Origin of the sequence: Micromonospora sp. CPCC 205539 (genome assembly GCF_036906815.1) — a bacterium.
Classification (GTDB): Bacteria; Actinomycetota; Actinomycetes; order Mycobacteriales; family Micromonosporaceae; genus Micromonospora.
The window spans coordinates 1-24,340 of sequence record NZ_JBAKHW010000005.1 but is presented as its reverse complement, the minus strand read 5'-3'; the positions used below and the strand labels follow the sequence as shown (position 1 = coordinate 24,340).

Annotated in this window: 23 protein-coding genes and 1 pseudogene; 15 read left to right on the top strand and 9 right to left on the bottom strand. The window is 72.1% G+C overall.

The genetic code is table 11. The features are described from left to right. Positions 1 to 15: 15 nt before the first annotated feature. Positions 16 to 1,383, bottom strand: a complete 1,368-nt coding sequence (locus V6V47_RS06565) for a glycosyl hydrolase family 18 protein (RefSeq protein ID WP_334627111.1) — start codon at positions 1,381 to 1,383, stop codon at positions 16 to 18. A gap of 216 nt (positions 1,384 to 1,599) precedes the next feature. Between V6V47_RS06565 and V6V47_RS06560 the strand changes: the two genes are divergently transcribed. From V6V47_RS06560 to V6V47_RS06550, 3 genes are read left to right on the top strand one after another with little or no spacing between them, the layout of a single operon-like run. Next, positions 1,600 to 2,715 carry a M24 family metallopeptidase gene (locus tag V6V47_RS06560; RefSeq protein WP_334627110.1) on the top strand — a complete coding sequence of 372 codons (1,116 nt, stop codon included), beginning with the start codon at positions 1,600 to 1,602 and terminating at the stop codon, positions 2,713 to 2,715. After that, positions 2,712 to 3,854: an acyl-CoA dehydrogenase family protein gene (locus V6V47_RS06555; protein WP_334627109.1), complete on the top strand. Its 1,143-nt coding sequence runs from the start codon at positions 2,712 to 2,714 to the stop codon at positions 3,852 to 3,854. The genes V6V47_RS06560 and V6V47_RS06555 overlap by 4 nt, the downstream gene beginning before the upstream one ends. Before the next feature lie 57 nt (positions 3,855 to 3,911). Then, positions 3,912 to 4,418, top strand: coding sequence for an Lrp/AsnC family transcriptional regulator (locus V6V47_RS06550; RefSeq protein WP_334627107.1), 507 nt, complete (start codon positions 3,912 to 3,914; stop codon positions 4,416 to 4,418). On the opposite strand, the gene V6V47_RS06545 is transcribed toward V6V47_RS06550, so the two are convergent. Then, entirely contained in the window at positions 4,348 to 4,959 is a 612-nt protein-coding gene (locus V6V47_RS06545; protein WP_334627106.1) for a histidine phosphatase family protein, read from the bottom strand. The two genes, V6V47_RS06550 and V6V47_RS06545, sit on opposite strands and share 71 nt — an antisense overlap. A 217-nt stretch (positions 4,960 to 5,176) precedes the next feature. Between V6V47_RS06545 and V6V47_RS06540 the strand changes: the two genes are divergently transcribed. Together V6V47_RS06540 and V6V47_RS06535 are read left to right on the top strand one after the other, a co-directional pair. Further along, positions 5,177 to 5,371, top strand: a complete 195-nt coding sequence (locus tag V6V47_RS06540; protein ID WP_334627105.1) for a CsbD family protein — start codon at positions 5,177 to 5,179, stop codon at positions 5,369 to 5,371. 74 nt (positions 5,372 to 5,445) lie between these two features. Next, a complete protein-coding gene (locus V6V47_RS06535; protein WP_334627103.1) occupies positions 5,446 to 5,787 on the top strand; it encodes a YnfA family protein in 342 nt (113 codons plus the stop codon). Between the two features lie 39 nt (positions 5,788 to 5,826). Here the strand turns inward: V6V47_RS06535 and V6V47_RS06530 are convergent, their stop codons facing one another. From V6V47_RS06530 to V6V47_RS06510, 5 genes are all read right to left on the bottom strand, one after another. Beyond that, positions 5,827 to 6,858 (bottom strand): aldo/keto reductase, encoded by a 1,032-nt coding sequence (locus V6V47_RS06530; protein WP_334627101.1) that lies wholly within the window; start codon positions 6,856 to 6,858, stop codon positions 5,827 to 5,829. Next, a complete protein-coding gene (locus V6V47_RS06525; RefSeq protein ID WP_334627100.1) occupies positions 6,855 to 7,418 on the bottom strand; it encodes a nitroreductase/quinone reductase family protein in 564 nt (187 codons plus the stop codon). The genes V6V47_RS06530 and V6V47_RS06525 overlap by 4 nt, the downstream gene beginning before the upstream one ends. Positions 7,419 to 7,435: 17 nt before the next feature. After that, positions 7,436 to 8,341, bottom strand: a complete 906-nt coding sequence (locus V6V47_RS06520) for an AraC family transcriptional regulator (protein ID WP_334627099.1) — start codon at positions 8,339 to 8,341, stop codon at positions 7,436 to 7,438. Positions 8,342 to 8,486: 145 nt separating this feature from the next. Continuing rightward, complete coding sequence (locus V6V47_RS06515) at positions 8,487 to 9,668, bottom strand: low temperature requirement protein A (RefSeq protein WP_334627098.1); 1,182 nt, start codon at positions 9,666 to 9,668, stop codon at positions 8,487 to 8,489. 71 nt (positions 9,669 to 9,739) lie between these two features. Further along, positions 9,740 to 11,146, bottom strand: a complete 1,407-nt coding sequence (locus V6V47_RS06510) for a KamA family radical SAM protein (protein WP_334627097.1) — start codon at positions 11,144 to 11,146, stop codon at positions 9,740 to 9,742. Between the two features lie 151 nt (positions 11,147 to 11,297). Here V6V47_RS06510 and V6V47_RS06505 point away from each other — a divergent pair, with 151 nt between their 5' ends. The 9 genes from V6V47_RS06505 to V6V47_RS06465 all read left to right on the top strand — a co-directional run bounded on the left by V6V47_RS06505 (position 11,298) and on the right by V6V47_RS06465 (position 21,490). After that, on the top strand, positions 11,298 to 12,347 hold the full coding sequence (locus V6V47_RS06505; RefSeq protein WP_334627297.1) for a zinc-binding alcohol dehydrogenase: 1,050 nt from the start codon (positions 11,298 to 11,300) through the stop codon (positions 12,345 to 12,347). 4 nt (positions 12,348 to 12,351) lie between these two features. Continuing rightward, positions 12,352 to 13,917 carry an amidohydrolase gene (locus tag V6V47_RS06500; protein ID WP_334627094.1) on the top strand — a complete coding sequence of 522 codons (1,566 nt, stop codon included), beginning with the start codon at positions 12,352 to 12,354 and terminating at the stop codon, positions 13,915 to 13,917. Beyond that, positions 13,914 to 15,473 carry a lysine 5,6-aminomutase subunit alpha gene (locus V6V47_RS06495; protein WP_334627093.1) on the top strand — a complete coding sequence of 520 codons (1,560 nt, stop codon included), beginning with the start codon at positions 13,914 to 13,916 and terminating at the stop codon, positions 15,471 to 15,473. The genes V6V47_RS06500 and V6V47_RS06495 overlap by 4 nt, the downstream gene beginning before the upstream one ends. After that, positions 15,470 to 16,222: an OAM dimerization domain-containing protein gene (locus V6V47_RS06490; protein WP_334627091.1), complete on the top strand. Its 753-nt coding sequence runs from the start codon at positions 15,470 to 15,472 to the stop codon at positions 16,220 to 16,222. Before V6V47_RS06495 ends, V6V47_RS06490 begins: the two co-directional genes overlap by 4 nt. Next, complete coding sequence (locus V6V47_RS06485) at positions 16,219 to 16,611, top strand: hotdog domain-containing protein (protein ID WP_334627090.1); 393 nt, start codon at positions 16,219 to 16,221, stop codon at positions 16,609 to 16,611. The genes V6V47_RS06490 and V6V47_RS06485 overlap by 4 nt, the downstream gene beginning before the upstream one ends. Beyond that, entirely contained in the window at positions 16,608 to 17,945 is a 1,338-nt protein-coding gene (locus tag V6V47_RS06480) for a glutamate mutase L (protein ID WP_334627089.1), read from the top strand. Before V6V47_RS06485 ends, V6V47_RS06480 begins: the two co-directional genes overlap by 4 nt. A 524-nt stretch (positions 17,946 to 18,469) precedes the next feature. Beyond that, positions 18,470 to 20,047 carry an apolipoprotein N-acyltransferase gene (lnt, locus tag V6V47_RS06475; protein ID WP_442934200.1) on the top strand — a complete coding sequence of 526 codons (1,578 nt, stop codon included), beginning with the start codon at positions 18,470 to 18,472 and terminating at the stop codon, positions 20,045 to 20,047. 34 nt (positions 20,048 to 20,081) lie between these two features. Further along, entirely contained in the window at positions 20,082 to 20,891 is an 810-nt protein-coding gene (locus V6V47_RS06470; protein ID WP_334627088.1) for a polyprenol monophosphomannose synthase, read from the top strand. Between the two features lie 65 nt (positions 20,892 to 20,956). Continuing rightward, positions 20,957 to 21,490 (top strand): FxsA family protein, encoded by a 534-nt coding sequence (locus tag V6V47_RS06465; RefSeq protein WP_334627087.1) that lies wholly within the window; start codon positions 20,957 to 20,959, stop codon positions 21,488 to 21,490. Positions 21,491 to 21,551: 61 nt separating this feature from the next. Here the strand turns inward: V6V47_RS06465 and V6V47_RS06460 are convergent, their stop codons facing one another. Continuing rightward, complete coding sequence (locus V6V47_RS06460; RefSeq protein WP_046564157.1) at positions 21,552 to 21,893, bottom strand: RNA polymerase-binding protein RbpA; 342 nt, start codon at positions 21,891 to 21,893, stop codon at positions 21,552 to 21,554. 223 nt (positions 21,894 to 22,116) lie between these two features. On the opposite strand from V6V47_RS06460, the gene V6V47_RS06455 reads away from it, so the two are divergent. Then, on the top strand, positions 22,117 to 23,586 hold the full coding sequence (locus V6V47_RS06455; protein WP_334627086.1) for a peptide MFS transporter: 1,470 nt from the start codon (positions 22,117 to 22,119) through the stop codon (positions 23,584 to 23,586). A 15-nt stretch (positions 23,587 to 23,601) separates the two neighbouring features. Here the strand turns inward: V6V47_RS06455 and V6V47_RS06450 are convergent. Further along, a pseudogene (locus tag V6V47_RS06450) lies at positions 23,602 to 24,340 on the bottom strand (hypothetical protein); the annotation flags it as partial.

The window sequence follows — 24,340 nt, the reverse complement described above, 5'->3', positions numbered from 1 at the left end:
GGCCCCTCGACGCGGTCAGGCCGGGAGGGTCCAGCGCTGGTTCGCGCCGGCGAAGCAGTCCCAGATCTGCAACCGGGTGCCGTCGGCCGAGCTGTTGTCGCTGGCGTCCAGGCACTTGTTCGACTGCGGGTTGCGCAGCGTGCCGTTGGACTGCGCCTGCCAGACCTGGGCGCCGCTGCCGTTGCAGTCCCACAGCTGGACCTTGGCGCCGTTGGCGGTGGAGCCGCTGGTGATGTCGGCGCACTTGCCGAGGGCGCGCAGCGTGCTGTCGCTGGACACGGTCCAGGTCTGCGCGTTGGTGCCGTTGCAGCTCCAGAGCTGGATGGCGGTGCCGTTGGCGGTGCTCGCCGAGGCCACGTCGACGCACTTGCCGGCGATGCCGGTGATCGGGCCGGTACGGCCGGTGGGCGGCGGGGTGGTGCCGCCCATGATGGTGTCGTACATGGCGCTGAGCAGTGAGGTCGAGCCGGACGTGTCCTGGGACAGCTCCCAGTTCATCACGCCGCCGGCGTTGGCCAGCGCCCACTGGGTCTTGCGCTTGACCGTCGGGATGCCGTTCCAGCACTGCTGGGACCCGTTGACGGTGGCGCAGTCCCGGTTGGCGTTCGCCGGGTCCAGGCCGACCAGGTACGAGTAGTTGTAGTAGACGGGGCGGCTGTAGAACGGGATGCCGAGCACCGCCTTGCTGGCGGGCAGGCCACGGGCCTTCCACAGGTTGACGCTGTTGATCGACCAGTCGTAGTTGGAGTGCGGGCTGCCACCGTCGTACGCCATGATGTTGAGCCAGTCGACCTGGGCGAACACGGCCGTCTGCACGCCCTGCACGCTGCCGCCCTCGGAGACCACGGCGGCGGTGAGCAGCTTGCCGCGGCTGTGCATGGCGCTGCCGAGCTGCGTCATGAGCGCGGTGTAGTTGTTGGCCGAGGCGCCCGGGTCCGGGTACTCCCAGTCCATGTCGACGCCGTCCAGGTTGTACTGGTTGACGAAGTTCACCAGGTTGTTGACGAAGTTGGTGCGGCTGCCGGCGTTGGCGGCCAGAGCCTCGAACGCCGAGTCGTTGCCGTCGTTCCAGCCGCCGACGGCGATCGACACCTTGACGTTGTTGGCGTGCCCCTGGGAGACCAGCGAGGAGAGCCGGCCACCGTCCACGCCCTGCAGGCTGCCGTCGCTGTTGGGCAGGATGAAGGCGTAGTTGATGTGGGTGAGCTTGTTGTACTGGATCGTGTTGATGTTGCCGGCCCAGGAGGGCATGTAGCCGACGCTCTTGAAGTTGTTGGGCAGCACCACGGCCTGCGCGGCGGTGGGGACGATGGCGAGGGTGGCGGTGGCCGTGGCCAGCGCGAGCGTGCCGGCGGCGAGGGCGCGGCGCAGTGGTGAGGACATCGGGGGGCCTTCCCGTGGGCGGGGGACGGTGCCCGCTCGCGCAGGGTTGTCGCGGGCGGGCGGTGCGGGACGCAGGAACGGGTGGGGCCTCGAGGCAGCCAAATCTTAAAGAGTGTTAACTATCTGCGTCAATCAATGCTGATGGATTTCCCGCAGCCCACGCGGGAAGACGACCCGGCGACCCGACCATCCCCAAACGACCGTTAAGCTGACGGAATGGGAAGCGACGAGCTGTATCCGCCGGACCGGCTGGCCGCCGCGCGGCACGCCACCGCGGCCGCCGGCCTGGACGCCCTACTGCTCACCCCCGGCTCGGATCTGCGCTACCTGACCGGCTACGACGCGCACGCGGGCGAGCGGCTGACCTGCCTGGTGCTGCCCGTCGAGGGCGAGCCGACGCTCATCGTGCCGAGGTTGGAGCGCCCCGCCGCCGAGGCGTCCCCGGCACCGGCGACCGGTGTACGCATCGTCGACCATCCCGACGGCACCGACCCGTACCCCCTGGTCGTGGCCGCCCTCGACGGCCCGGTCGCGGCGGTCGGGTTGGCCGACCGGATGTGGGCCGAGCAGGTCCTCGCGCTGCGCGCCGCGCTGCCCGCCGCCGCACAGCGGCTCGCCGGCGAGGTGCTGCGCGAGCTGCGGATCCGCAAGTCACCGGCGGAGGTCACGGCGCTCGCCGAGGCCGGCGCGGCGATCGACGAGGTGCACCGACGGATGGGGGAGTGGCTACGCCCCGGGCGCACCGAGGCCGAGGTGGCCACCGACATCGCGGCGGCGATCCGGGCCGCCGGGCACGTGAGCGTCGACTTCGTCATCGTGGCCGCCGGCCCGAACGGCGCCAGCCCGCACCACGGCACCTCGGACCGGCCGATCGGCGCCGGCGAACCGGTCGTGGTGGACATCGGCGGCACCATGGCGTCGGGCTACCGCTCGGACTGCACCCGCACGTACGTCGCCGCTGCTCCGGCGCCGGCCGAGTTCCTCGACTACTACGCGGTGCTGCACGACGCCCAGGCGGCGGCCGTCGCGGCGGTCCGGCCCGGAGTCACCGCCGAGGCCGTCGACGCGGCCGCCCGGAAGCCCATCGCCGACGCCGGCTTCGGCGCCGCGTTCCTGCACCGCACCGGGCACGGCATCGGCCTGGACGGCCACGAGGAGCCGTACGTGGTGGCCGGCAACCCGCGCGCACTGGAACCGGGGATGGCGTTCTCCATCGAACCGGGCATCTACCTGGCGGGCCGCCACGGCGCCCGCATCGAGGACATCGTCGTCTGCACGACAGGCGGCGTGCAACGGCTCAACACCACCCCCACGGAGCTCATCGCGCTATGACTGTCGACCGGATCCTCCCCACCGACGAGGCCCACGACCTGCTGGACCTCGCCACCGAGCTCGCCGACCGCGAGCTCGCGCCGAAGGCCGCCGGCTTCGAGGAGCGCGCCGAGTTCCCCCGCGAGGTGCTGCGTACCCTCGGCCGGGCCGGCCTGCTCGGCCTCCCGTACCCGGAGGAGCACGGCGGGGCGGCCCAGCCGTACGAGGTGTACCTGCAGGTGCTGGAGATCCTGGCCAGCCGCTGGCTCGCGGTCGCCGAGGCGGTCAGCGTGCACACGCTGTCCTGCTACCCGGTTGCCACGTTCGGCAACGACGAGCAGCGCAAACTGCTGCCCGACATGCTCGGCGGCGAACTGCTCGGCGCGTACTGCCTCTCCGAGCCGCAGGGCGGCTCCGACGCGGCGGCGCTGAGCACCCGGGCGGTCCGGGACGGCGACGCGTACGTCGTCTCCGGCACCAAGGCGTGGATCACCCACGCCCGGACCGCCGACTTCTACAACGTCTTCTGCCGCACCGGCGGCGCCGGCCCGAAGGGCATCTCCTGCCTGCTCGCCGACTCGGGCACCGCGGGCATCACCCCGCAGGCGGCGGAGCGGACCATGGGCCTGCGCTCGTCGCCGGTGGCGCAGATCGCCTTCGACGCGGCGCGCGTCCCGGCCGACCGGCTGATCGGCGGCGAGGGGGCGGGCTTCACCATCGCGATGTCCGCGCTGGACTCCGGCCGGCTGGGCATCGCGGCCTGCGCGGTCGGGCTGGCCCAGGCCGCCCTGGACTATGCGGTCGGTTACGCCCGGGAACGGCAGCAGTTCGGCCGGGCCATCATCGACTTCCAGGGGCTGGGGTTCAGCCTCGCCGACGCGGCCACCCAGATCTCGGCCGCCCGTGCGCTGACCCTCGCCGCGGCCCGGCTGCGCGACGCCGGCCGGCCGTACTCGATCGAGGCGGCCAAGGCGAAGCTCTTCGCCACCGACATGGCGATGCGGGTGACCACCGACGCCGTGCAGGTGCTCGGCGGCGCGGGCTACGTGGCGGACCACCCGGTGGAGCGGTACATGCGGGAGGCCAAGGTGTTGCAGATCGTGGAGGGCACCAACCAGATCCAGCGACTGGTGATCGCCCGGGCGTTGGCGAAGGACTGATGGTGCGTGCCGGGTCCCTCGTCGCAGTTTGGCGGGTTAACCGGTAGGTTGCTCGCCGTGGAGGAGATCGACCGCGCCATCGTCGCCGCGCTGACCGCTGACGGCCGGCTGTCGTACACCGACCTCGCCGAGAAGGTGGGCCTGTCGGTGTCCGCCGTGCACCAGCGGGTGCGCCGGCTGGAGCAGCGCGGGGTGGTCAAGGGGTACGCCGCCCGGGTCTCCTACGAGGCTCTGGACCTGCCGTTGACCGCGTTCGTGGCGATCCGGCCGTTCGATCCGTCGCAGCCGGACGACGCGCCGGACCGGCTGGCCCACCTGCCCGAGATCGAGTCGTGCTACTCGGTGGCGGGGGAGGACTTCTACCTGCTGTTGGTGCGGGTGGCCAGCCCGGTCGACCTGGAGCGGTTGCTCCAGGAGATCCGCACGTCGGCGAACGTCACCACCCGCACCACGGTGGTGCTGTCCACGCCCTACGAGAACCGGCCGCCGAAGATCAGCGCTGGGCCACCGAGTCGGTCGCGGTCCCGGGCGCCGGAGGAGCCGGCTGGTTCCACCGCAGGATGACCTGCCGGCCGTGTTCGTGACCGAGCGCGCTCACCGTGGCGGTGTCCAGCCGCAGCCGTCCGCCGTCGGCCGGTGGCAGCCCGATCCAGCGGGCGCCGAGCACGCGCAGGCTGTGCGCGTGACCGACCAGCGCTACGGTGCCCTGGTCGAGCAGGGGGGTGACCCGGGCGAGCACACGGTCGAGCCGCTCACCCACCTCGTCGGGTGACTCCCCGCCGGGGCAGCCGTCGGTCCAGATGTTCCAGTCCGGCCGCTCCTGGTGGATGTCGGCGGTGGTGATCCCCTCGTATTCGCCGTAGTCCCACTCGCTGAGGTCCTCGTCGACGGCGTCGACGGTGAGGCCGGCCAGTTGCGCGGTGCGCAGCGCCCGGGAGCGGGGGCTGGACAGCACGGTGACGAAGCGTCGGTCGGCCAGGAAGGCGGCGAGGGTGCGGGCCTGTCGCTCGCCGCCGGGGGTCAGCTCCAGGTCGGTGTACGAGGTGTGTTGCAGGCTGGCGCTCCAGGTGGTCTCGCCGTGCCGGATCAACAGGAGCTCTCCCATGCGGCCAGTTAACCAGGCCGGGTCGGACGCCCGCCGCTCCATCTCTCAACCTATCTTCCTAGGACGCGCCAGCGGTCGTGCCGCCCGGCACCCCAACCGCTCCCGCCACACAACTATCGTCCTAGGACGCTTTACGGGGTGTGCGCACCGTGACACACGTTTCGGCACCGGTCAGCCGGGCAACCGACCTGGACACTCGCCAGACGGAGGAGGCGCCATGAGCTTCACCGAAAAGGCACGGAACAAGGTCGAGCAGGTAGCCGGTGCCGCCAAGGAGCGGCTCGGCGACGCGACCGACAACGAGCAGATGCGTGGCGAGGGCGCCAGCCAGCAGGGCAGTGCGCGCGCCAAGCAGGCTGGTCAGAACGTCAAGGACGCAGGCCGCAACGCCAAGGACGCCTTCACGAAGTGACCCTGAACGGTCCACGGGTCCCCGGGCGGTACACGGCCCGGGGACCCGTCGTGGCGTCCGGCTAGGGTCGCGGGGTGACCGTGCTCCGTTCGCTGGTGGTGTTCGCGCTGGCCGCACTGGCCGAGATCGGCGGCGCCTGGCTGATCTGGCAGGGCTGGCGGGAGCAGCGGGGCCTCTGGTGGATCGCCGCCGGGGTGGTCGCGCTGGGCTGCTACGGCTTCGTCGCCACGTTCCAGCCGGACGCACACTTCGGCCGGATCCTGGCCGCGTACGGCGGGGTGTTCGTGGCGGGTTCGCTGGGCTGGGCGATGCTGGTCGACGGCTTCCGTCCGGACCGGTGGGACCTGGCCGGCGCGGCGCTGTGCCTGCTCGGTGTCGCGGTCATCATGTACGCCCCGCGCGGTGCTTCTGCCTAGCGCGACGCGACTCCCGTACGCGGCGTCAGCGGTCGTCGTTCAGGCCGCGGAACGCTCCGGGACCGGTCGGCGGCGCAGGCCCACGCTCGAGATGGCCGGCGGTACGTAGGCCACGTCGTTGGGCCCGGCGTCGGTGCCGGGCGGGGCGATCTCGTCGATCCGGTCAAGGATGTCGTCGGTCAGGGTGACGTCGGCGCCGGCCAGCAGGTCGTCGAGCTGTGCCATGGTGCGTGGCCCGATGATCGCCGAGGTGACGCCCTGGTGCGCGATCGCGAACGCCATCGCGAGGTGGGTCATCGGCAGGCCGGCCTGCTCGGCGAGCGGGACGAGCTGCTCCACGACGTCGAGCTTGCGCTCGTCGCTGAAGTGCTGAGGGGTGTAGCCCGACCGGTGGCTGTCAAACTCCTGACCCTTGCGATACCGGCCGGTGAGCAGGCCCTGGCCCAGCGGGCTCCACACCAGCGCGCCCATCCCGTAGCGCTGGCAAACCGGCAGCACCTCGCGTTCGATGCTCCGGTTGATGATCGAATACGGCGGTTGCTCGGTCCGGAAGCGTTCGAGGCCGCGCCGGTCGGCGACCCACTGCGCTTCGACGATGTCCGAGGCGGGGAAGGACGAGGCGCCGATCGCGCGCACCTTGCCGCTGTGGATGAGGTCGGACAGGGCGGACAGCGTCTCCTCCAGATCGACCGACGGGTCGGGGCGGTGGACCTGGTAGAGGTCGAGGTGGTCGGTCTGCAATCGGCGTAGGGAGTTCTCGACCGCGGTGGTGATCCAGCGCCGCGAATTCCCGCGGTGGTTCGGGTCGTCGCCCATCGGGTAGTGCAGTTTGCTGGCGAGTACGACGTTGTCGCGGCGGCCTCCCTTGAGGGCCTTACCGACGAGCACCTCCGATTCGCCAGCGGAGTACACGTCGGCGGTGTCGACGAAGTTGATTCCTGCGTCCAGCGCCTTATGGATGATGCGGATCGAGTCGTCGTGGTCGGGGTTTCCCATGGCGCCGAACATCATGGCGCCCAGGCAGTACGGGCTGACTTGGATACCGGTCCGGCCCAGGTTGCGGTATTTCACTCTAGTCCTTCGGATTGGTTCGGTGATTGGTCGTGGTGCGTCGAGGACGCGGTGGGCCGCTCCTCGACGTCGAACACGATTTCGACGAGCGGGCTGTGGGCGAACCAGTCGCCGAACGTCTGGCGCTGGCGCACCCGGGCCGCGATCTCGGGTCGGTTCTGCAGGTCGAGGACCGCGGTGATCACCCGCCGTCGTGTGGGCTCGTCGACCGGCACCGCTGTCGCGGGCAGGTCGGCCGTGATCCCGTGCTTGAGATGCACCGTGAACCGTGGGTGGGCGCGCACGTTCGCGTACCAACTCCGGGGTCCGGGCATGCCGGTCAGGTACCAGTGACCGTCGACTCGGTGGAACCAAATTTCGATGCGGCCAGGGACGCCGGTGCGTGCGCCGAGCGTGGTGATGTCGATGGTGCGCTCGGCCGGGGTGGAGTCCGGTCCGATGGCGAGGGCTCGTGCGATGGCGTCGTCCACTTCACCGGCCTTTCCTGCTCTTGTTCCGATGACTCCATGGAAGCACCACAGCAGGGGGGCAACTAGCGAGATCGTCTCGTGTGGTTGCACGATCCTCTTCGCTGGAGTCAGGGGAGTGCGGCGCCGGCATTTTCGGATCCGGTGCGGATGCGCAGCGCGTCGATGCTGGGCGGAGCACCGAACAGCCGCCGGTATTCGCGGCTGAATTGGGATGGGCTGTCGTATCCGACGCGATGGGCGACGCGGGTGATTTCGTTGGGGCTGTTTGCCAGCAGCAGTCTCGCCGTTTGCAGGCGGATGTGCTTCTGGAACTGGATGGGGCTCATCGCCGTCACCGCCTGGAAGTTCCGGTGGAACGCGGAGACACTCATTCCGGAACGTTGTGCCACCTCGTCGACACGGAACGGCCGGGTGTAGTTCTCCCGGATCCATTGGACCGCCTGGGCGATGTGGCTCAGGCTGCTGTCAGCGAGGCCGATCTGCCGGACGATGTCACCCTGTTCGCCGGTCATCAACCGCCAGAGGATCTCGCGCTTGAACAGGGGTGCCAGTGTCTTGCGGTCCTGTGGCCGGTCGAGCAGGCGCAGCAGCCGCACGATGGCGTCGAGCAGTTCGTCCGGGGCGTCACTGACCGCGATTCCGGGCCGCGCGGTGCTGGGGGAGCGTGGCAGATCGCCCGGACCGGCCTGCAACAGCAGCTCCGCGATGGTGGAGGGGTCCAGGGTCATTCCGAAGCCGAGCGCGGGGTCGCCCGGGGCGGCGTCGATGACGTGCCCCGTCACCGGGAGGTCGATCGAGGCGACGAGGTACTGACCGGGGCCGTACTCGTAGACCTGGTCGCCGAGGGCGAGTCGCTTGCCGCCCCGGGCGATGACCGCCAGGACCTTGCCGGACATCGAGGAGACCGGGGAGGCGGTGTGGTCGATCCGGCAGACCCGTACGCCCTCGATGCCGGTGGTCAGGTCGAGGCGCACGTGCCGTTCCAACAGGTCGCGTAGCTCGTCGAGGGGCATGCCCCGAGTGCAGCACGAGTCCCGCGGTGACCGCTGGTCAGCGGCAGGATCGTGCAAGGACTTGCCAGTTTCGTGGGAGCGACCATTGGGCCCGGCCGGCAGCCAGCCACGGGACAACGCTCGCCTTCACGATACCGCTGAGTCATCAGGCCTCTCCGGGACCGACCGGGGCCTCGCCGCGGCGGCCGACGACAGGCCATGGTCGCCGGGTGTCGGTCACGAGCATCAGTACCAGCACGGCGGTGACGGTGACGAGCTGCGCGGTGGCCGGGAGGGTGACTCCGACGGGGATGGTGGCCAGCACGACGAGCGCGGCGGTGGGCCGGGTGAGGGGGATGGGCAGGCCCAGGGCGCGGCGGGCGGCGGAGACGCCGGTCAGGAAGAGCGCGACGCCGCCGCTGAGGGCGAGGGCGGCGCCGGGGTCGGCGGGGTGGTCGGGGTGCGCGGCGGTGGCCTGCAGGTTGGCGGCGGTGGGGATGACTCCGAGCAGTAGCAGGAAGTGGGGGAGGACGTAGGCGCGGGCGGCCATCCGGGCGCGGTCGGCGGGCGCTGCGTCGGTGAGTGCGGCCTCGGCGGGCCGGGTGTCGGCGAAGTAGGTCCACCAGAGGGCGGCGGACAACGCGAGCGCAAGCAGGATCGCGCTGGCCCTCTCGGCGGTGACCGCGTCGGCGGGGACGCCCACACCGATGAGGGCGACGGATTCGCCGAGGGCGACGATGACGATCAGGCCGTGTCGTTCGACGAAGTGGGCCGGGGCGAGGTGGAAGGTGGCGGCGACGCCGATCCAGGAGTGGCGGGGGAGCAGGTAGGGCAGGACGGCCTGGGTGAGCACGGCTGCGGTCCAGAGGGCGGGCACGGCGGGGCCGTTGAGGGCGGCGGCGGCCAGGATGAGCAGGGCGGCGCTGAGGTTGTAGGGGGCGAGCCGGCGGACGCCGGCGCGGGCGTCGGAGTGCATGAACATGATGAGGTGGACGACGACCACGGCCAGGTAGCCGATGGCGAAGATCAGGCCGGTCTCGGCGAGGGCGTCGGGCAGTGCGATGGCGGTGAGCAGGAAGCTGGCCATGCCGGCGAGGAGTAGCAGCTTGGCGGTGCTCTGCCGGGGTGGGACGTGGTTGGTGAGCCAGACGTAGCCGGTGTAGAGGTACCAGAGCAGCCCGAAGATAAGTACGGTGCGGCCGAGGCCGGCCCAGCTGAAGTCTGCCTCCAGGGCGTGGGTGAGCTGGGTGATGGTGAGGACGAAGACGACGTCGAAGAATATCTCGATGGGGGTGACCCGCCCGGCTGTGTCGTGGTCAGGGGCGGGGGCGGGCCGCGGGCGTCGCATGGTGGGGACGGTAGCGGCCCCGAACGGGCGGCACCCCGGGAAGAGGATTCCCGGGGTGCCGTGGTGGTGGGTCAGTCGTCGTGGTGTTCGGCCCACCACCGCTGCCCGCTGTCGGGCAGGGTGTCGATCGGGTCGTAGTAGGCGAAGCGCTTGTCGAGGGCCGCGAGGTCGGCGGACTCGATGGAGGTGCGGTAGTTCTTGGTCCAGTAGGAGATGCCGTGCTCACGGTCGTAGTCGGTGAGCATGTGCACCCAGCGTTTGCCGACGAAGGGGACGTCGCAGACGATGCGCGGGGTGGCGTAGCCGGGGAGGTAGCCCATGATGTCGTGCTGGAGCTGCTGGGCGTGCCAGACCGGGACGCGCCAGTGTTCGGCGTTGGGGATCATGTCGCACATGTAGAAGTAGTACGGCAGGATCCCGGCTTCGCCTTGCAGCGCGAAGCAGAGGTCGAGCAGCTCGGGTGTGGTGGCGTTGACGCCGCGCATGAGGACGCCCTGGTTGCGGACGTCGCGGACGCCGACGTCGAGGGCGGTCTGGGCGGCGCGGGCGACCAGTGGGGTGAGTGACTGGGCGTGGTTGACGTGGGTGTGGATGGCGAGATTGACGCCGCGGCGGGCGGCGGTGCGGGCGACGCGTTCGAGGCCTTCGACGACGTCGGGCTGGAGCCAGTGCTGGGGGAGGCCCATGAGGGCCTTGGTGGCGAGGCGGATGTCGCGGACCGTCTCCAGTTCCAGCAGGCGCATGAGGTACGCCTCGAGGTTGCGCCAGGGCACGTTGGCCACGTCGCCGCCAGAGACGACGACGTCGCGGACGCCGGGGTGGGCCTTGAGGTAGGCGATGTGGGCGTCGTAGCGGTCGACGGGCTTGAGGGTGAGTTTGAGTTTGTCGACGGCGGGGGTGGAGTTGCCGACCAGGTCCATGCGGGTGCAGTGGCCGCAGTACTGGGGGCAGGTGGAGAGCAGTTCGGCGAGGACCTTGGTGGGGTAGCGGTGGGTGAGGCCTTCGGCGACCCACATGTCGTGCTCGTGGAGGCTGTCGCGGCTGGCGTAGGGGTGTGAGGGCCAGTCGGTGCGCCGGTCGGAGGCGACGGGGATCATGTAGCGGCGGATGGGGTCGGCGAGCAGCGCTTCGGTGGTGAGGGGCTCGAACGGCACCATCGTGTTGATCATTTGTGGTGGCACCAGCATGGACATGGTGGCCAGGGCCTTCTGGTCGGCCTCGAGGTCGGCGTAGAAGGTTTCGTCGATGAGGTCACCGAAGACGGCGCGGAGCTGCTTGGTGTTCTTGACGCAGTTGACGCGTTGCCACTGGGCGGATTCCCATTGGTCGCGGGTGATGTGACGCCAGCCGGGGAAGCGGGTCCAGTCGGGTTCGACCAGGGGGCGGCGGTGGTATTCGTAGGGCTGCCCTGCGGTCGGTACGGCGACTGGGGCGTTGCGGGGTTGGGGGATGGTCTCGACCTGTTGGGTCTGGGTCATGGCCCCTCCTTGGTGCTGCGGCTGGTGAACGGCCCCGAAGGCTACTGGAAAATATCCGGCGAAGAAATTAGTCTGCCGTAAGTTTTCCCGTTACGCGAGCCTTGACCGGGGCTTCGGGCGGCTGAGCAGGGGAGGTCGCGTGACGTCACCGGTGGGACTGCACCGTGTCGTGGAGCCGGCGGGGGTGTTGCCGCAGGCGGCCTGGCGGTTGGACGCGTCCGCTGCGATCGCGCCGAACGAGGTGCGGATCCGGGTGGAGCGGCTGAATCTGGACGCGGCGAGTTTCCGGCAGTTGTCGGAGAAGCACGGCGGGGACGGCGCCGCGGTCCGCGCCGAGGTGCTGGAGATCATCTCGACCCGGGGGAAGATGCAGAACCCGGTGACCGGCTCCGGCGGGATGCTGATCGGCACGGTCGAGGAGGCCGGTCGGCGTTCCCCGCTGGGGCTGAAGGCGGGTGAGCGGGTCGCGACGCTGGTGTCGTTGACGCTGACTCCGCTGGTGGTGACGGACGGGTTGGCGCGCTGGGACGGGCGCAGCGAGCAGGTGCCGTGTGAGGGGTGGGCGATCCTGTTCGCCCGGTCCATCGCGGCGGTGCTGCCGGAGGACGAGGATCCGCAGTTGTCCCTGGCGGTGCTGGACGTGTGTGGGGCGCCGGCGTTGACCGCGCGGGTGGTGTCGCGTTATGTCGAGGATCGTCGCCGTGTCGGTGATCCGACGCCGGTGCGGGTGGCGGTGATCGGTGGGGCGGGTAAGAGCGGGTCGCTGTCCCTGGCCGCGGCGCGGCGTGCGGGTGCCGCGCGTACCGTCGGGGTGGTTCCGGTGCAGGCGGAGCGCGACGCGCTGACGGCGGCCGACCTGGCGTCGGTGGTGGCGTTGGCCGACGCGCGGGACCCGGTGGCGTTGTCCACGGCGGTGACCACCGCTCTGAGCGCCCCGGCGGATGTCACGGTGGTGTGCGTGGACGTGCCGGGCTGTGAGCATGGGGCGGTGTTGGCCACCGCGGACGGCGGCACGGTGATCTTCTTCTCGATGGCGACGAGCTTCTCGGCGGCGGCGTTGGGCGCGGAGGGGTTGGCCGCGGACGTGACGATGCTGGTGGGCAACGGGTACGTGCCGGGGCACGCGGAGTTGGCGTTGGGGTTGTTGCGGGCCGAGCCGGGGGTGCGTCGGCTGTTCGCGGCGCGGTTGGCGGCACACTGAGGTCATGACGAACCCCTCGACGTTGTACCGCGGTGGTGTGCTGCACTGCCCCGCCGATCCGAGCGCGACGGCGCTGCTGGTTGCCGGTGGGCGGATCACCTGGCTGGGGGCGGACGGTGACGCGCCGGCCGCCGACCGGGTGGTCGATCTGGGCGGTGCGTTGGTGACGCCGGCGTTCGTGGACGCGCACGTGCACGCCACGGACACCGGGTTGGCGTTGTCCGGGTTGGCGTTGTCCGGGGTGCGGTCGGCGGCGCAGTTGCTGGACGCGGTGGCGGCGTTCGCGGCCGGTCTGCCGGCGGACGCGGTGGTGCTGGGGCACGGATGGGACGAATCGGGCTGGTCGGATCCGGCGTTGCCGGACGCGGCGGCGTTGGACCGCGCGGCCGGTGGCCGCCGGGTGTACCTGTCGCAGGCCTCCATCCACTCGGCGTTGGTGTCGTCGGCGTTGCTGGCGGCGTGCCCGCAGGCGGCGGACGCGGCGGGTTTCGACGCGTCGGGGTGGTTGCGGCGCGACGCGCATCACGTGGTGCGGGCGGCGGCGCAGGGATCGGTGAGTCGGGCGCAGCGGGTCGCCGCGCAGCGGGTGGCCCTCGCCCACGCGGCGTCGTTGGGCATCGCGGCGGTGCACGAGTGTGGTGGTCCGGACATTTCCGACGAGGAGGACTTCACCGGCCTGTTGGGGATCTCCGGGGCGGGGTTGCCGGAGGTGTACGGGTACTGGGGTGAGTTGGGTGGCGCGGCACGGGCCCGGGAGTTGGGCGCGGTGGGTGCCGGTGGTGACCTGTTCGCCGACGGGGCGTTGGGGTCGCGCACGGCGCACGTGTCGGTGCCGTACGGCGACGGCGACGGGTGTGGGCACGGGTACCTGAGCGCGGAGCAGGTGCGGGCGCACCTGGTGGACTGCGCGGCGCATGGGGTGCAGGGCGGGTTCCACGCGATCGGTGACGCGGCGATCTCCACGGTCCTCGACGGTTTCGCGGCGGCGGCGCGGACGGTGGGTGTGGAGCGGCTGCGGGCCGCCCGGCACCGGATCGAGCATGCGGAGATCATGAGTAAGCGGTTGATCGCCGGGTTCGTGGAGTACGGGATCGTGGCGAGCATGCAGCCGGCGTTCGACCGGCTGTGGGGTGGCGCGGGCCGGATGTACGAGTCGCGGTTGGGTCTGGACCGGTCGTTGGAGTCGAACCCGATGGGTGCGATGCACTCGGTGGGGGTGGCGTTGGCGTTCGGGTCGGATTCGCCGGTGACGCCGTTGGATCCGTGGGGGTCGGTGCGGGCGGCGGCGGCGCATCACAACCCGGCGCAGCGGATGAGTGTGCGGGCGGCGTTCGCGGCGCACAGCCGTGGTGGGTGGCGGGCGGTGCATCTGGACGTCGAGGGGGTCCTCGCGTTGGGTGCGCCGGCGACGTTCGCGGTGTGGTCCACGCCGGCCGGCGTGGAGCGGGGTCTGCCGGTGCTGCTGGCCGAGGATCCGGAGTTGCGGGGTCCGGGGGATCCGACGCCGTTGCCGGTGTGTCGGAGCCTGGTGCTGCGCGGTGAGGTCATCTATGAGGAAGGGTCGTCGTGACCGGGAAACTTGACCTTGATCCGGTGCTGGTGGCGCGGGCGCGGGAGTTGGCGCGCCGCGCCGGGCAGCCGGTGGTGGATCTGGCGCGCAGCCATACGACGGTGTCGGTGGAGCGGGCGGTGTTGCGCCTGGCGGGGGTGAGTGGTGCCGACCCGGATGGCATTCCGTGGGTGAACCGTCTCGTCGACGCGGTCGTCGCGGATGTGGGGTTGGGCCACGGGGTGGCGGTGCCGGTGTTCGACGCGTTGGTCCGTGAGGGTCTGACGGATGTGACGTTGCTGGCGCAGAAGGCCGCGGCCGGGTCGGTGCGTTTCGCCGTGCCGACGGGTCGGGCAGCGACGGCCGCCCGGTCCGCGGCGCGTAAGGCGGTCGGCGCGGGTATCCGGCGGGTGGATCGGCGGCGCGCGGAACGCGAGCGGCTCGTCAAGCGGTACGGGGATCCGGCGCAGCGGCCGTGGATCTACCTGATCGTGGCGACGGGGGACATCTACGAGGACATTCCGCAGGCGCAGGCGGCGGCGCGGGCCGGGGCGGACGTGATCGCGGTGATCCGCTCGACGGGGCAGTCGTTGTTGGACTACGTGCCGGAGGGTGCGACCCGGGAGGGGTTCGCCGGGACGTACGCGACGCAGGAGAACTTCCGGTTGATGCGGGCGGCGTTGGACGAGTCGTCGAAGGAGTTGGGCCGCTACGTGCGGTTGACGAACTACGCGTCCGGGTTGTGCATGCCGGAGATGGCGACCCTCGCGGGGTTGGAACGCCTCGACATGATGTTGAACGATTCGATGTACGGGATTCTGTTCCGCGACATCAACCCGATCCGGACGTTCGTGGACCAGCGGTTCTCCCGGCAGGTGCACGCGCGCGCCGGGATCATCATCAACACCGGTGAGGACAACTACCTGACCACGGCCGACGCGGTCGACGAGGCGCACACGGTGACGGTGTCGCAGCTGCTCAACGAGTTCTTCGCGCACGAGGCGGGTCTGGCGGACTGGCAGTTGGGGTTGGGGCACGCGTTCGAGATCAACCCGGAGGTGCCGGAGTCGTTCCGGTTGGAGTTGGCGCACGCGCTGCTGGCGCGGGAGTTGTTCCCGGACGCGCCGCTGAAGTGGATGCCGCCGACGAAGCACATGACCGGCGACGTGTTCCGGGGCAACCTGCTCGACGGGTTCTTCAACCTGGCGGGTGCGCTGACCGGGCAGAGCATCCTGCTGGTGGGGATGATGACCGAGGCGGTGGTGACGCCGTGGTTGTCGGACCGGGACATCGCCCTGCAGAACGTGCGGTACGTGCTGGGTGCCGCCGGTGGGCTGCACGAGGACTTCGTGCCGGCGCCGGGCGGGCTGATCCGGCGGCGCGCCAACCAGGTCCTCGGTGAGGCGTTGGACCTGTTGGAGCGCATCGGGGAGCAGACGCTGCTGACCGCCATCGCGGAGGGCACGTTCGGGATCATGAAGCGGCCGGCGGATCGCGGTAAGGGTCTCGCGGGGGTCGCCGCGCACGAGTCCGACTACTGCAACCCGGCCACGGAGATCCTGGAGGCGGCGGCGTGAGTGACAAGGCGATCGTGCGGCCGTACGGGGACACCACCGGGGACGGGATGGTGCAGGTGTCGTTCACCCTGCCGGTGCCGCATGACAAGCGGGCCGAGGGTGCGGCGGTGCAGTTGGCCAACCGGATGGGCATCGACCCGGCGATGTTGGTGCACGCCAAGCCGATGGGGGACGGCTTCACGTTCTTCGTCGTGTACGGGCGGGTGAACCACCTGGTGGATCTGAACGCGGTGCAGGTGGTGGAGCGGGACTTCGCGTTGCTGCCGGCCAAGGAGATCAACACGGTGATCAAGCAGCGGTTGCGGCGCAAGTTGTCCGTGGTCGGGGCGTGCATCGGAACGGACGCGCACACCGTGGGCATCGACGCGATCCTCAACGTCAAGGGCATCGCGGGGGAGAAGGGCCTGGAGTACTACCGGGAGTTGAAGGTCACCAACCTGGGCGCGCAGGTGAGCGTGCCGGAGTTGGTGGAGGCCGCCCGGGTGGAGAAGGCCGACGCGGTGCTGGTGTCGCAGGTTGTCACGCAACGCGACGCGCACCTGCACAACACGCGGGAGATGTCGGCGGCGTTCCGGGAGGCGATGCCGGCGGGGCGTCGGCCGCTGCTGATCGTCGGTGGTCCCCGCTTCGACGAGACGATGACCGACGAGTTGGGCGTGGACCGGATCTTCGGTCGCGGCACGACGCCCGGTGAGGTCGCCAGTTATCTGGTGCACGCCCTGATCACGCAGCGGAAGGTGAACGCATGACCGACGTCAGGCTCGGGTTGACGGTGACGCACCGGCGGTACGTGCCGTACTCGCACGCCCACTACGCGGGGAACCTGGTCGACGGGGCGTACGCCCTCGGTCTGTTCGGTGACGTCGCCACCGAGGTGTGCATCCGGACCGACGGCGACGAGGGGCTGTTCGCGGGCTACTCCGACGTGCGGTTCGACGCGCCGATCCGGGCCGGTGACGTGGTGGAGGTGACGGCGCGGGTGTCGCGGGTCGGCACCCGCAGCCGGACGCTGGAGTTGTCCTGCGCCGTGGTGTGCCGGGGCCGCCCGGATCGCTCCGAGTCCGCCGCCGAGGTCCTGGACCCGCCGATCGTGGCGGTCACCGCCACCGGCACCGTGGTCGTTCCCGCCGCGTCGTGAGCCTGGCGGTCTGCGCGGACGTCGGGTCGACGTACACGAAGGTGGCGGTGGTGGACCTGGCCGCCGGTGTCCTGGTCGGCGCGGCGGCCGCGCCGACCACGGTGGGCAGCGACGTGCTGCACGGCCTGGACGCCGCGGTCACGGCGGCCACCGCCGGGCTCGGTGCGCGCGACGTGCCGTGGTACGTGTGTTCGTCGGCGGGTGGTGGGCTGCGGCTGGCGGTGGTCGGCTTCGAGGCGTTGGTGACCGCGCAGGCGGGCCGCCGCGTCGGGTTGTCCGCTGGCGCGCATGTGGTGCACGTGGCGGCGGGGCGCCTCGGCGGGGCGGACCTGGCGGCGCTGCGCGCGGCCCGGCCCGATGTGGTGCTGCTGGTCGGCGGCACGGACGGCGGTGACGCCGAGACGATCACCCACAACGCGACCCGGTTGGCGCGGGCCCGCTGGCGGGTGCCGGTGGTGCTCGCCGGCAACGAGGACGTGCGCGGCGAGCTGACCGGGCTGCTGACGGGCGGCGGGGTGCCGGTGACGGCCGCGGACAACGTGCTGCCCCGCATCGGGGTCCTCGCGCCCGCGTCGGCGCGGGCGGCGATCCGTTCGGTGTTCCTGCGCCACGTCATCGGCGGTAAGCGGCTGTCGCGGGGCAGCCGCTTCGCGCGGTTGGTGCGGGCCGCCACCCCGGACGCGGTGCTCACCGGCGTGGAGGTCCTCGCCGACACCCTCGGCGGGGACCTGGCGGTGGTGGACGTGGGTGGGGCCACCACGGATGTGTACTCGGTGCTCACCCCCGACGAGCGGGCCACGGGGCCCGCCCGGGAGGTCGCCGGGAGCCTGTGGCGGGCTCGCACGGTGGAGGGGGACCTGGGTATGCGGTGGAGCGCCCCCGGGGTCGTTCGTGCCGCCGCCGAGGAGCGGTTGCTGGCCGCCGGTGAAGCCGACGACCTGGCGGCCGCCGCGGTGCGGCGCGCCGAAGACCCCGCGTTCCTGGCCGTCGACGACGCCGAGCGGGCCGTGGACGCCCGGATCGCCACCCTCGCCGCGACGGTGGCGTTGCGGCGGCACGCCCGCGGTGGCGCCACCGGGGAACGCGGTGGGCGGGACCTGCGCGACGTGCGGCTCATGGTGGGCTCCGGTGGGGTGCTGCGGCACGCGCCTGAGGGTGCGGCGGGGCGGGTCCTGGCGGCCGTCCTGAGCGATCACGCGGGCGGGTGGGCGCTGCCGCGCGCCGCCCGCCCGGTCGTCGACGTCGACTACGTGCTGGCCGCCGGGGGGCTGCTCGCCGAGGACCACCGGGCGGCGGCGGGGGCGTTGCTGCGCCACCACCTGACCACGCAGTGAGACACGCCGACCCGACACGCCGTGGCGCATCACACGACAGGCCGGGGGCGGGTTGACAGGAGGCGGGGTGCAACACGTACCGTCTTTGAGTCCTACCACGGGAAGCGGCTGTTGTTCGCTTCGTCCCTTCGTCCGCTGGCCGAGCGACATTTTCAGCGTCATCGTCGCGGCGGCCAGGTCCAGCGGGCGGGGGTCGGCGGGGCGGCGCGAACCGGTCGCGGTTACCGGTGTACGGGCAGGGTGAGGTGCACGGCCAGTAGACAACGGCCCGGCGGGGGCAGCCAGTCCGCGTCCGGTCGGTCCGAAGGTCGGCGTGCCGCATCCTCGCCGCACCGGCCGGGGAGGGCCTGGGAGCATCGGGGCGCGGCGCGAGCCGCGCCCCGATTTCATGTCCGCTGAGCGGCGCGTCCCCGGCTGCCCGGTCTCACCGGCCGGTTCACCCGCCGGCCAGGTAGCCTTCGCCCCGTGATCGAGGTGAAGCTGCGGTGACGACGCTGGACCGCGACGAGACGCAGGCCCCGCCGGTGGCGCCCATCCCGGCCGCCGCCGCGCCGTTGCCGCTGCGGGTGGCCGCGCCGATGGCCGTCGTCGCCGGGCTGGCCCTGCTGGCGGCGTTCCCGCCGTACGGGGTGTGGCCCCTCGCGCCCGTCGGGGTGGCGTTGCTGGCCGCCGCGGCACACCGGCGGCGGCTGCGCGCCGGCGCCGGGCTGGGCTTCCTCACCGGGGTGGCGTTGTTCGCGCCCATGCTGTCGTGGACGAACCTGCACACCGGCTACCTGCCGTGGGTGTTGCTGTCGCTGCTGCAGGCCGGCTACCTGGCGCTGCTCGGCGCGGCCACCGCCTGGGTGTCGCCCCTGGCCGACCGCGGCCGCTGGGCGTGGCCGGCGCTGACCGGGCTGCTGTGGGCGGGCCAGGAGGCGCTGCGCGACCGCACCCCGTTCGGCGGGTTCCCGTGGGGTCGGCTCGCGTTCAGCCAGGACTCCTCGCCGCTGCTGCGGCTGGCCGCGCTGGGCGGCGCGCCGCTGGTCACGTTCGCGGTGGCGCTCGTCGGTGGTCTGCTCGTCAGCGCCGCCTGGTGGGGTTGGACCGCCCGCCGGGCAGCCCAAGCTGAGTGGTGGCTGCCGGTGGCCGTACCGGCCGCCGTGGCCGTGGCGGTGGGCGTGGTGGGGCTGCTGGTCCCCGTCGCCAGCGCCGGCGGCGGCCACCCGGTCACCGTGGCGATCGTGCAGGGCAACGTGCCGCGCCTGGGGCTGGACTTCAACGCCCAACGGCAGGCCGTGCTGAACAACCACGTCGACGCCACGCTGCTGCTGGCCGCGCGGGTCGTCGCCGGCGAGCAACCCCAACCCGACCTGGTGGTGTGGCCGGAGAACTCCAGCGACATCGACCCGCTGCGCAACCCCGCCGCGGGGGCCCGGATCTCTCAGGCCGCCGACGCCGTGCGCGCGCCGATTCTCGTCGGCGCGGTGCTGCTGGGCCCTGACGCCGGGCAGGTCCGCAACGCGGGCATCCTGTGGCGGCCCGGCACCGGCCCGGACCTGCCCCAGCTGTACACGAAGCGGCACCCGGTGCCGTTCGCCGAGTACGTGCCGCTGCGCGACGTGGCGCGGATGGTCAGCGACAAGGTCGACCTGATCCGCACCGACTTCGTGCCGGGCAGCACCCCGGGCGTGGTACGCGCCGGCCCGGCGGTGCTCGGTGACGTCATCTGCTTCGAGGTCGCCTACGACGAGGTGGTCCGCGACACCGTCACCGGCGGCGCGCAACTGCTGGTGGTGCAGACCAACAACGCCACCTTCAACGTGGCCGAGGCCCGCCAGCAGTTGGCCATGGTGCGGCTGCGCGCCGTGGAGCACGGCCGGCCGGCGTTGATGGCCTCCACGGTCGGCGTGTCCGGGTTCGTGGCCCCCGACGGGCGGGTAAGCGACGCCACCGGGTTCAACACCCGGGAGGTGGTGGTGCGGCAGCTCCGCCTCGGCGACGGACGCACCCTCGCCACCCGGCTCGGGTGGTGGCCGGAGGCGGCCCTCGCGGCCCTCGCGGTGGCGGCCCTGGTCGGCGCGGCGGTGCTGCGTCGACGGCAGCGGGTCGAGCTCGGATAGCAGCAGCCGGTACGCCGGCGGGAGCGGAGGAACCGTGATCCAGGCGACCGATACGGTCCGACGGCCGACCGGGGTGCCCGGCGTGGGCCGGGTGCTGGTGGTGATCCCCACCTACAACGAGGCCGACAACGTCGCCGCGATCGTGGCCCGGGTCCGCCGCGCGGCCCCGGGCGTGGAGATCCTCGTCGCCGACGACAACAGCCCCGACGGCACCGGCGCGCTCGCCGACGCCCTCGCTGACGGCGACGCGCAGGTGCACGTGCTGCACCGCGAGGGCAAGCAGGGCCTCGGCGCGGCGTACCTGGCCGGTTTCGGGTGGGCGCGGGAGCGCGGCTTCGACGCGGTGGTGGAGATGGACGCCGACGGGTCGCACGCCCCGGAGGACCTGCCGGCCCTGCTGGAGGCCGCCCGCGACGCGGACGTGGTGATCGGGTCACGGTGGGCCAGCGGGGCGCGGCTGGTGAACTGGCCGCTGCGGCGGCTGCTGCTGTCGCGCTGCGGCAACCTGTACGCGCGCCTCGCGCTGGGCATGCCGGTCGCGGACGCCACCGGCGGCTACCGGGTGTACCGGCTCACCGCCCTGGAGGCCATCGACCTGGCGTCGGTCTGCTCGCAGGGCTACTCGTTCCAGGTGGAGCTGTCCCGGCTGGCGCACCAGGCCGGTGTGCGGATCGTGGAGGTGCCGATCACGTTCGCCGAACGGGAGCACGGGGACAGCAAGATGAGCCCGCGGATCGTGGCCGAGGCGTTGTGGCGGATCACCGCGTGGGGTGTGCAGGACCGGCGGCAGGCGGTACGCCGCAGCCTGCACGGCACCCCCACCGGTCAGGCGCGGTGGCCGTGAGCGCGGTCGTGTCATGCTGGGAAGGCGGGGCACGTGTGGGGTGCCGGCGAGTGCGATGAGGTGAGATGCGCCGAGGACTGAGGTTCGTGCCGTTGGCACTGCTGCTGGCGGTGGTGCTGGAGTTGGCGGTGTTCGTCCTGGTGGGGCGGGCGCTGGGGTTCGGTGCGGCGGTGCTGCTGGTGTTCGCGGCGTCGCTGCTCGGGCTGGTGCTGCTGCGCCGGGAGGGGATGCGCGCCTGGCGGGGGTTCCGCTCCGCGGCCGGCGCGGGGCAGCCGCCGGGTCGGCAGGTGACCGACGGCCTGGTGGGGTTGGCCGGCGCGTTGCTGTTGGCGGTGCCCGGTCTGGTCAGCGGCCTGGTCGGGTTGCTGCTGCTGGTGCCGCCGGTGCGGCGCCTGGCCCGCGTCGGGGTGCAACGCACCACGGAGCGGCGGGTGTCGTCGATGGTCGCCGGTGACCTGTTCGGGCCCCGCACGGTGCGGGTGCGTCAGGGCGCGCCGCAACCCACGCCGCGTCCGCAGGCCGAGCAGCCGGAGCAGCCGGTGGTGGTCGACGGTGGTCGCGCCATCGAGGGCGAGATCGTCGAGCCGGGCCGCAACTGACCGACAGACACGACGGCGCCCCCGGGACATCCCGGGGGCGCCGTGTCGTGCGGTGTGCGGCTCAGGCGCGGCCGCGGCGGGTACGGACCTCCTGCAGCCGCTCAGCGAGGATGTCCTCCAGCTCGGCGATCGAGCGACGCTCGAGCAGCATGTCCCAGTGGGTACGCGGCGGCTTGGCCTTCTTCTGCTCCGGCTCGCTGCCGTCGACGAGTCGGGCGACGCTGCCGTCGAACTTGCATTCCCAGGTCGTCGGGACCTCGGCGTCGACGGCGAACGGCACCTCGAACTGGTGGCCCTTGGCACAGAGGTACTCGCGGGTCTGACGCGGCGCGAGCTCCGTGTTGCGGTCGGATTCGTAGCTGACCGCGCCCAGGCGGCTTCCGCGCAGCATACGCTCGCCCATGATCGACTTCCCCTCGTTCGTGGTGCTGGTCTTCTGGGTGTAACGGTGCGTCCCCGGTGAGCCATTCCCGCCCGAGGGCGTGAGGCGTCCACGGGTGGGGCCGCGACCAAGGGTAGCCGGCCACGACGGTGACCCGGCCAGGTGATCCCCGGCCAGGTGGGAACGGTGGAGTGTTTCGGCTGCCACCGGGGATGTTAACCGCCCGAGCGCACCGGAGGTTGCGATGGCCCGTGATGTCGCGGTCGGGGGCGCCCCGACGTTCTTCGGGCACCCCCGGGCCCTGGCCACCCTGTTCCTCACCGAGTTGTGGGAACGGTTCAGCTTCTACGGCATGCGGGCGATCCTCGTGCTGTACCTGACCGCCGAAACCGCCGACGACGGGCTGGGCCTGGGCGAATCCAGCGCCACCGCGGTCTACGGGACGTACAACGCGATGGTGTACCTGATGGCGTTGCCCGGCGGGTGGGTCGCCGACCGGCTGATCGGGGCGCGCCGCAGCGTGCTGTGGGGCGGGGTGGTGATCGCCGCCGGGCACTACGTGATGGCGGTGCCGACACGGTGGAGCGTCTTCGCCGGGATGACCCTCATCGTGCTGGGCACCGGTCTGCTGAAACCGAACATCTCCACCATGGTCGGCGCCCTGTACGACCGGGACTCCCCACGCCGCGACGCCGGCTTCTCGATCTTCTACATGGGCATCAACCTGGGCGCGTTCCTCGCCCCGCTGATCACCGGCTTCCTCGGCGAGAGGATCAACTGGCATCTGGGGTTCGCCGTCGCCGCGGTCGGGATGACCCTCGGCGTGATCCAGTACGTGTTGGGTCGGCGCAACCTGGGCGACGCCGGGGACCGCCCCGCCGACCCGCTGCTCGGCGTCGACCTGCGTCGGGCGTTGACCCGCGCCGGGCTGGCGGTCGCGGTGCTCGTCGTACTCGTCGCCGCGATCGCGCTGGCCGGCCTGTTCACCGTCGACACGGTGGTCAACCTGCTCACCGCCGTCACCGTGCTGGTCACCATCGGCTACTTCACCCGGATCATGACCGACCGGGAACTCAGCGCGACCGAACGGTCCCGGATGAAGGCGTACCTGTGGCTGTTCGTGTTCGCCGCCGCGTTCTGGCTGATCTACGACCAGGCCGGGTCGGTGCTGAACATCTTCGCCGCCGAACGCACCGACCGCGACGTCGCCGGCTTCACCTTCCCGGCGTCCTGGCTGCAGTCGGTCAACCCCATCCTGATCATCATCGGCGCGCCGCTGTTCGCGCTGCTGTGGCTGCGGCTGGGCCACCGGCTGTCCACGCCGACGAAGTTCGCCGTCGGTCTGGTGCTCAACGGCCTGTCGTTCGTGCTGATGGCCGCCGCCGCGCAGGCCGCCGTCGGCGGCGACCGGGTGTCTCCGTGGTGGCTGGTGGCGGTCTACGCCATCCAGGTCGCCGGTGAGCTGTCGCTGAGCCCGGTCGGCCTGTCCGCCACCACCAAACTGGCGCCGGTGAAGTACGCCAGCCAGATGCTGGGTCTGTGGTTCCTCGCCACCGCCGTCGGCGACGCGCTCGGCGGGCAGGTGGCGCGGCTCGCCGAGACCTGGTCCGAGCCGACCTACTTCCTCACCTTCGGCCTGGCGTCGGTGGCGTTCGGGCTGGGCGCGGTGCTCTTCGCCCGGCACGTCCGCGCGCTGATGGCCGGCATCCACTGACCGCCCCGAAGCACCTCACTGCTCGGCGGCCGGGGCGGCGCCGAGCCGGGCCAGCGCCAGCGCCAGGTCACTGACCTGGTCGCCGAGCTGCGCCACCCGCCGCTGAGCCAGGTCACGGTCGGCCTCGGCGGCGTCGAGCCGTACCGTCAGGGCGGTGAGCCGGCCCTCGGCGGTGGCCGCGGCCTGCCGGGCGGTGACCAGTTCGGCGGCGGACGCGTCGCGCTGCGCGGCGGTGGCCGCCAACTCCGCGCGGACCTGCGCGGTCACCTCGGCGGCGGCCTGCCGCGCGTCGTCGGCCTCGCGGGCGGCGACCTGCGCGCGGTCGCGGGCCCGGTCGGCCTGCTCCCGGGCACGCGCCGCGTCGGCGGCCTCGGCCCGGGTCCGCGCGGCGTCGGCGCGGGCCTGGTCGATCTGGCGGCGGACGTCCTGCACCTCGCTCTGCCACCGTCCGGCCCGCTCGGTCGCCTCCGCGGCGGCCCGGGTGGCCCGTTCGGCGTCGGCGCGCCCGGCGTCGCGTTCCACGGTCAGGTCGGCGCTTCGCTGCCGCTCGGCGTCGAGCTGCGCGCGCAGGTCGCGCAGCTCGTGGCGGGCCTGGTCGCGGTCGCGTTCGGCCTGGGTGCGCAGCGCCTCGGCCGCGCTGGTGTCGCGGCGGGCCTGGTCGCGGGCCGCCTCGGCGCGCTCGGCGCGTTCGTCGGCCGCGGCGGCCTGCTGCCCGGCCCGCTCGGCGTGCCGCCGGGCGTCGTCGGCCTCCGCG

Excerpts from the sequence above, each read along its gene's own strand:
- V6V47_RS06485 (WP_334627090.1), top strand. The coding sequence starts at position 16,219 with ATGACCGACGTCAGGCTCGGGTTGACGGTGACGCACCGGCGGTACGTG.
- V6V47_RS06560 (WP_334627110.1), top strand. The coding sequence starts at position 1,600 with ATGGGAAGCGACGAGCTGTATCCGCCGGACCGGCTGGCCGCCGCGCGG.
- V6V47_RS06565 (WP_334627111.1), bottom strand. The coding sequence starts at position 1,383 with ATGTCCTCACCACTGCGCCGCGCCCTCGCCGCCGGCACGCTCGCGCTG.
- V6V47_RS06455 (WP_334627086.1), top strand. The coding sequence starts at position 22,117 with ATGGCCCGTGATGTCGCGGTCGGGGGCGCCCCGACGTTCTTCGGGCAC.
- V6V47_RS06460 (WP_046564157.1), bottom strand. The coding sequence starts at position 21,893 with ATGGGCGAGCGTATGCTGCGCGGAAGCCGCCTGGGCGCGGTCAGCTAC.
- V6V47_RS06545 (WP_334627106.1), bottom strand. The coding sequence starts at position 4,959 with ATGGGAGAGCTCCTGTTGATCCGGCACGGCGAGACCACCTGGAGCGCC.
- V6V47_RS06500 (WP_334627094.1), top strand. The coding sequence starts at position 12,352 with ATGACGAACCCCTCGACGTTGTACCGCGGTGGTGTGCTGCACTGCCCC.
- V6V47_RS06515 (WP_334627098.1), bottom strand. The coding sequence starts at position 9,668 with ATGCGACGCCCGCGGCCCGCCCCCGCCCCTGACCACGACACAGCCGGG.
- V6V47_RS06555 (WP_334627109.1), top strand. The coding sequence starts at position 2,712 with ATGACTGTCGACCGGATCCTCCCCACCGACGAGGCCCACGACCTGCTG.
- V6V47_RS06510 (WP_334627097.1), bottom strand. The coding sequence starts at position 11,146 with ATGACCCAGACCCAACAGGTCGAGACCATCCCCCAACCCCGCAACGCC.
- V6V47_RS06540 (WP_334627105.1), top strand. The coding sequence starts at position 5,177 with ATGAGCTTCACCGAAAAGGCACGGAACAAGGTCGAGCAGGTAGCCGGT.
- V6V47_RS06465 (WP_334627087.1), top strand. The coding sequence starts at position 20,957 with ATGCGCCGAGGACTGAGGTTCGTGCCGTTGGCACTGCTGCTGGCGGTG.
- V6V47_RS06520 (WP_334627099.1), bottom strand. The coding sequence starts at position 8,341 with ATGCCCCTCGACGAGCTACGCGACCTGTTGGAACGGCACGTGCGCCTC.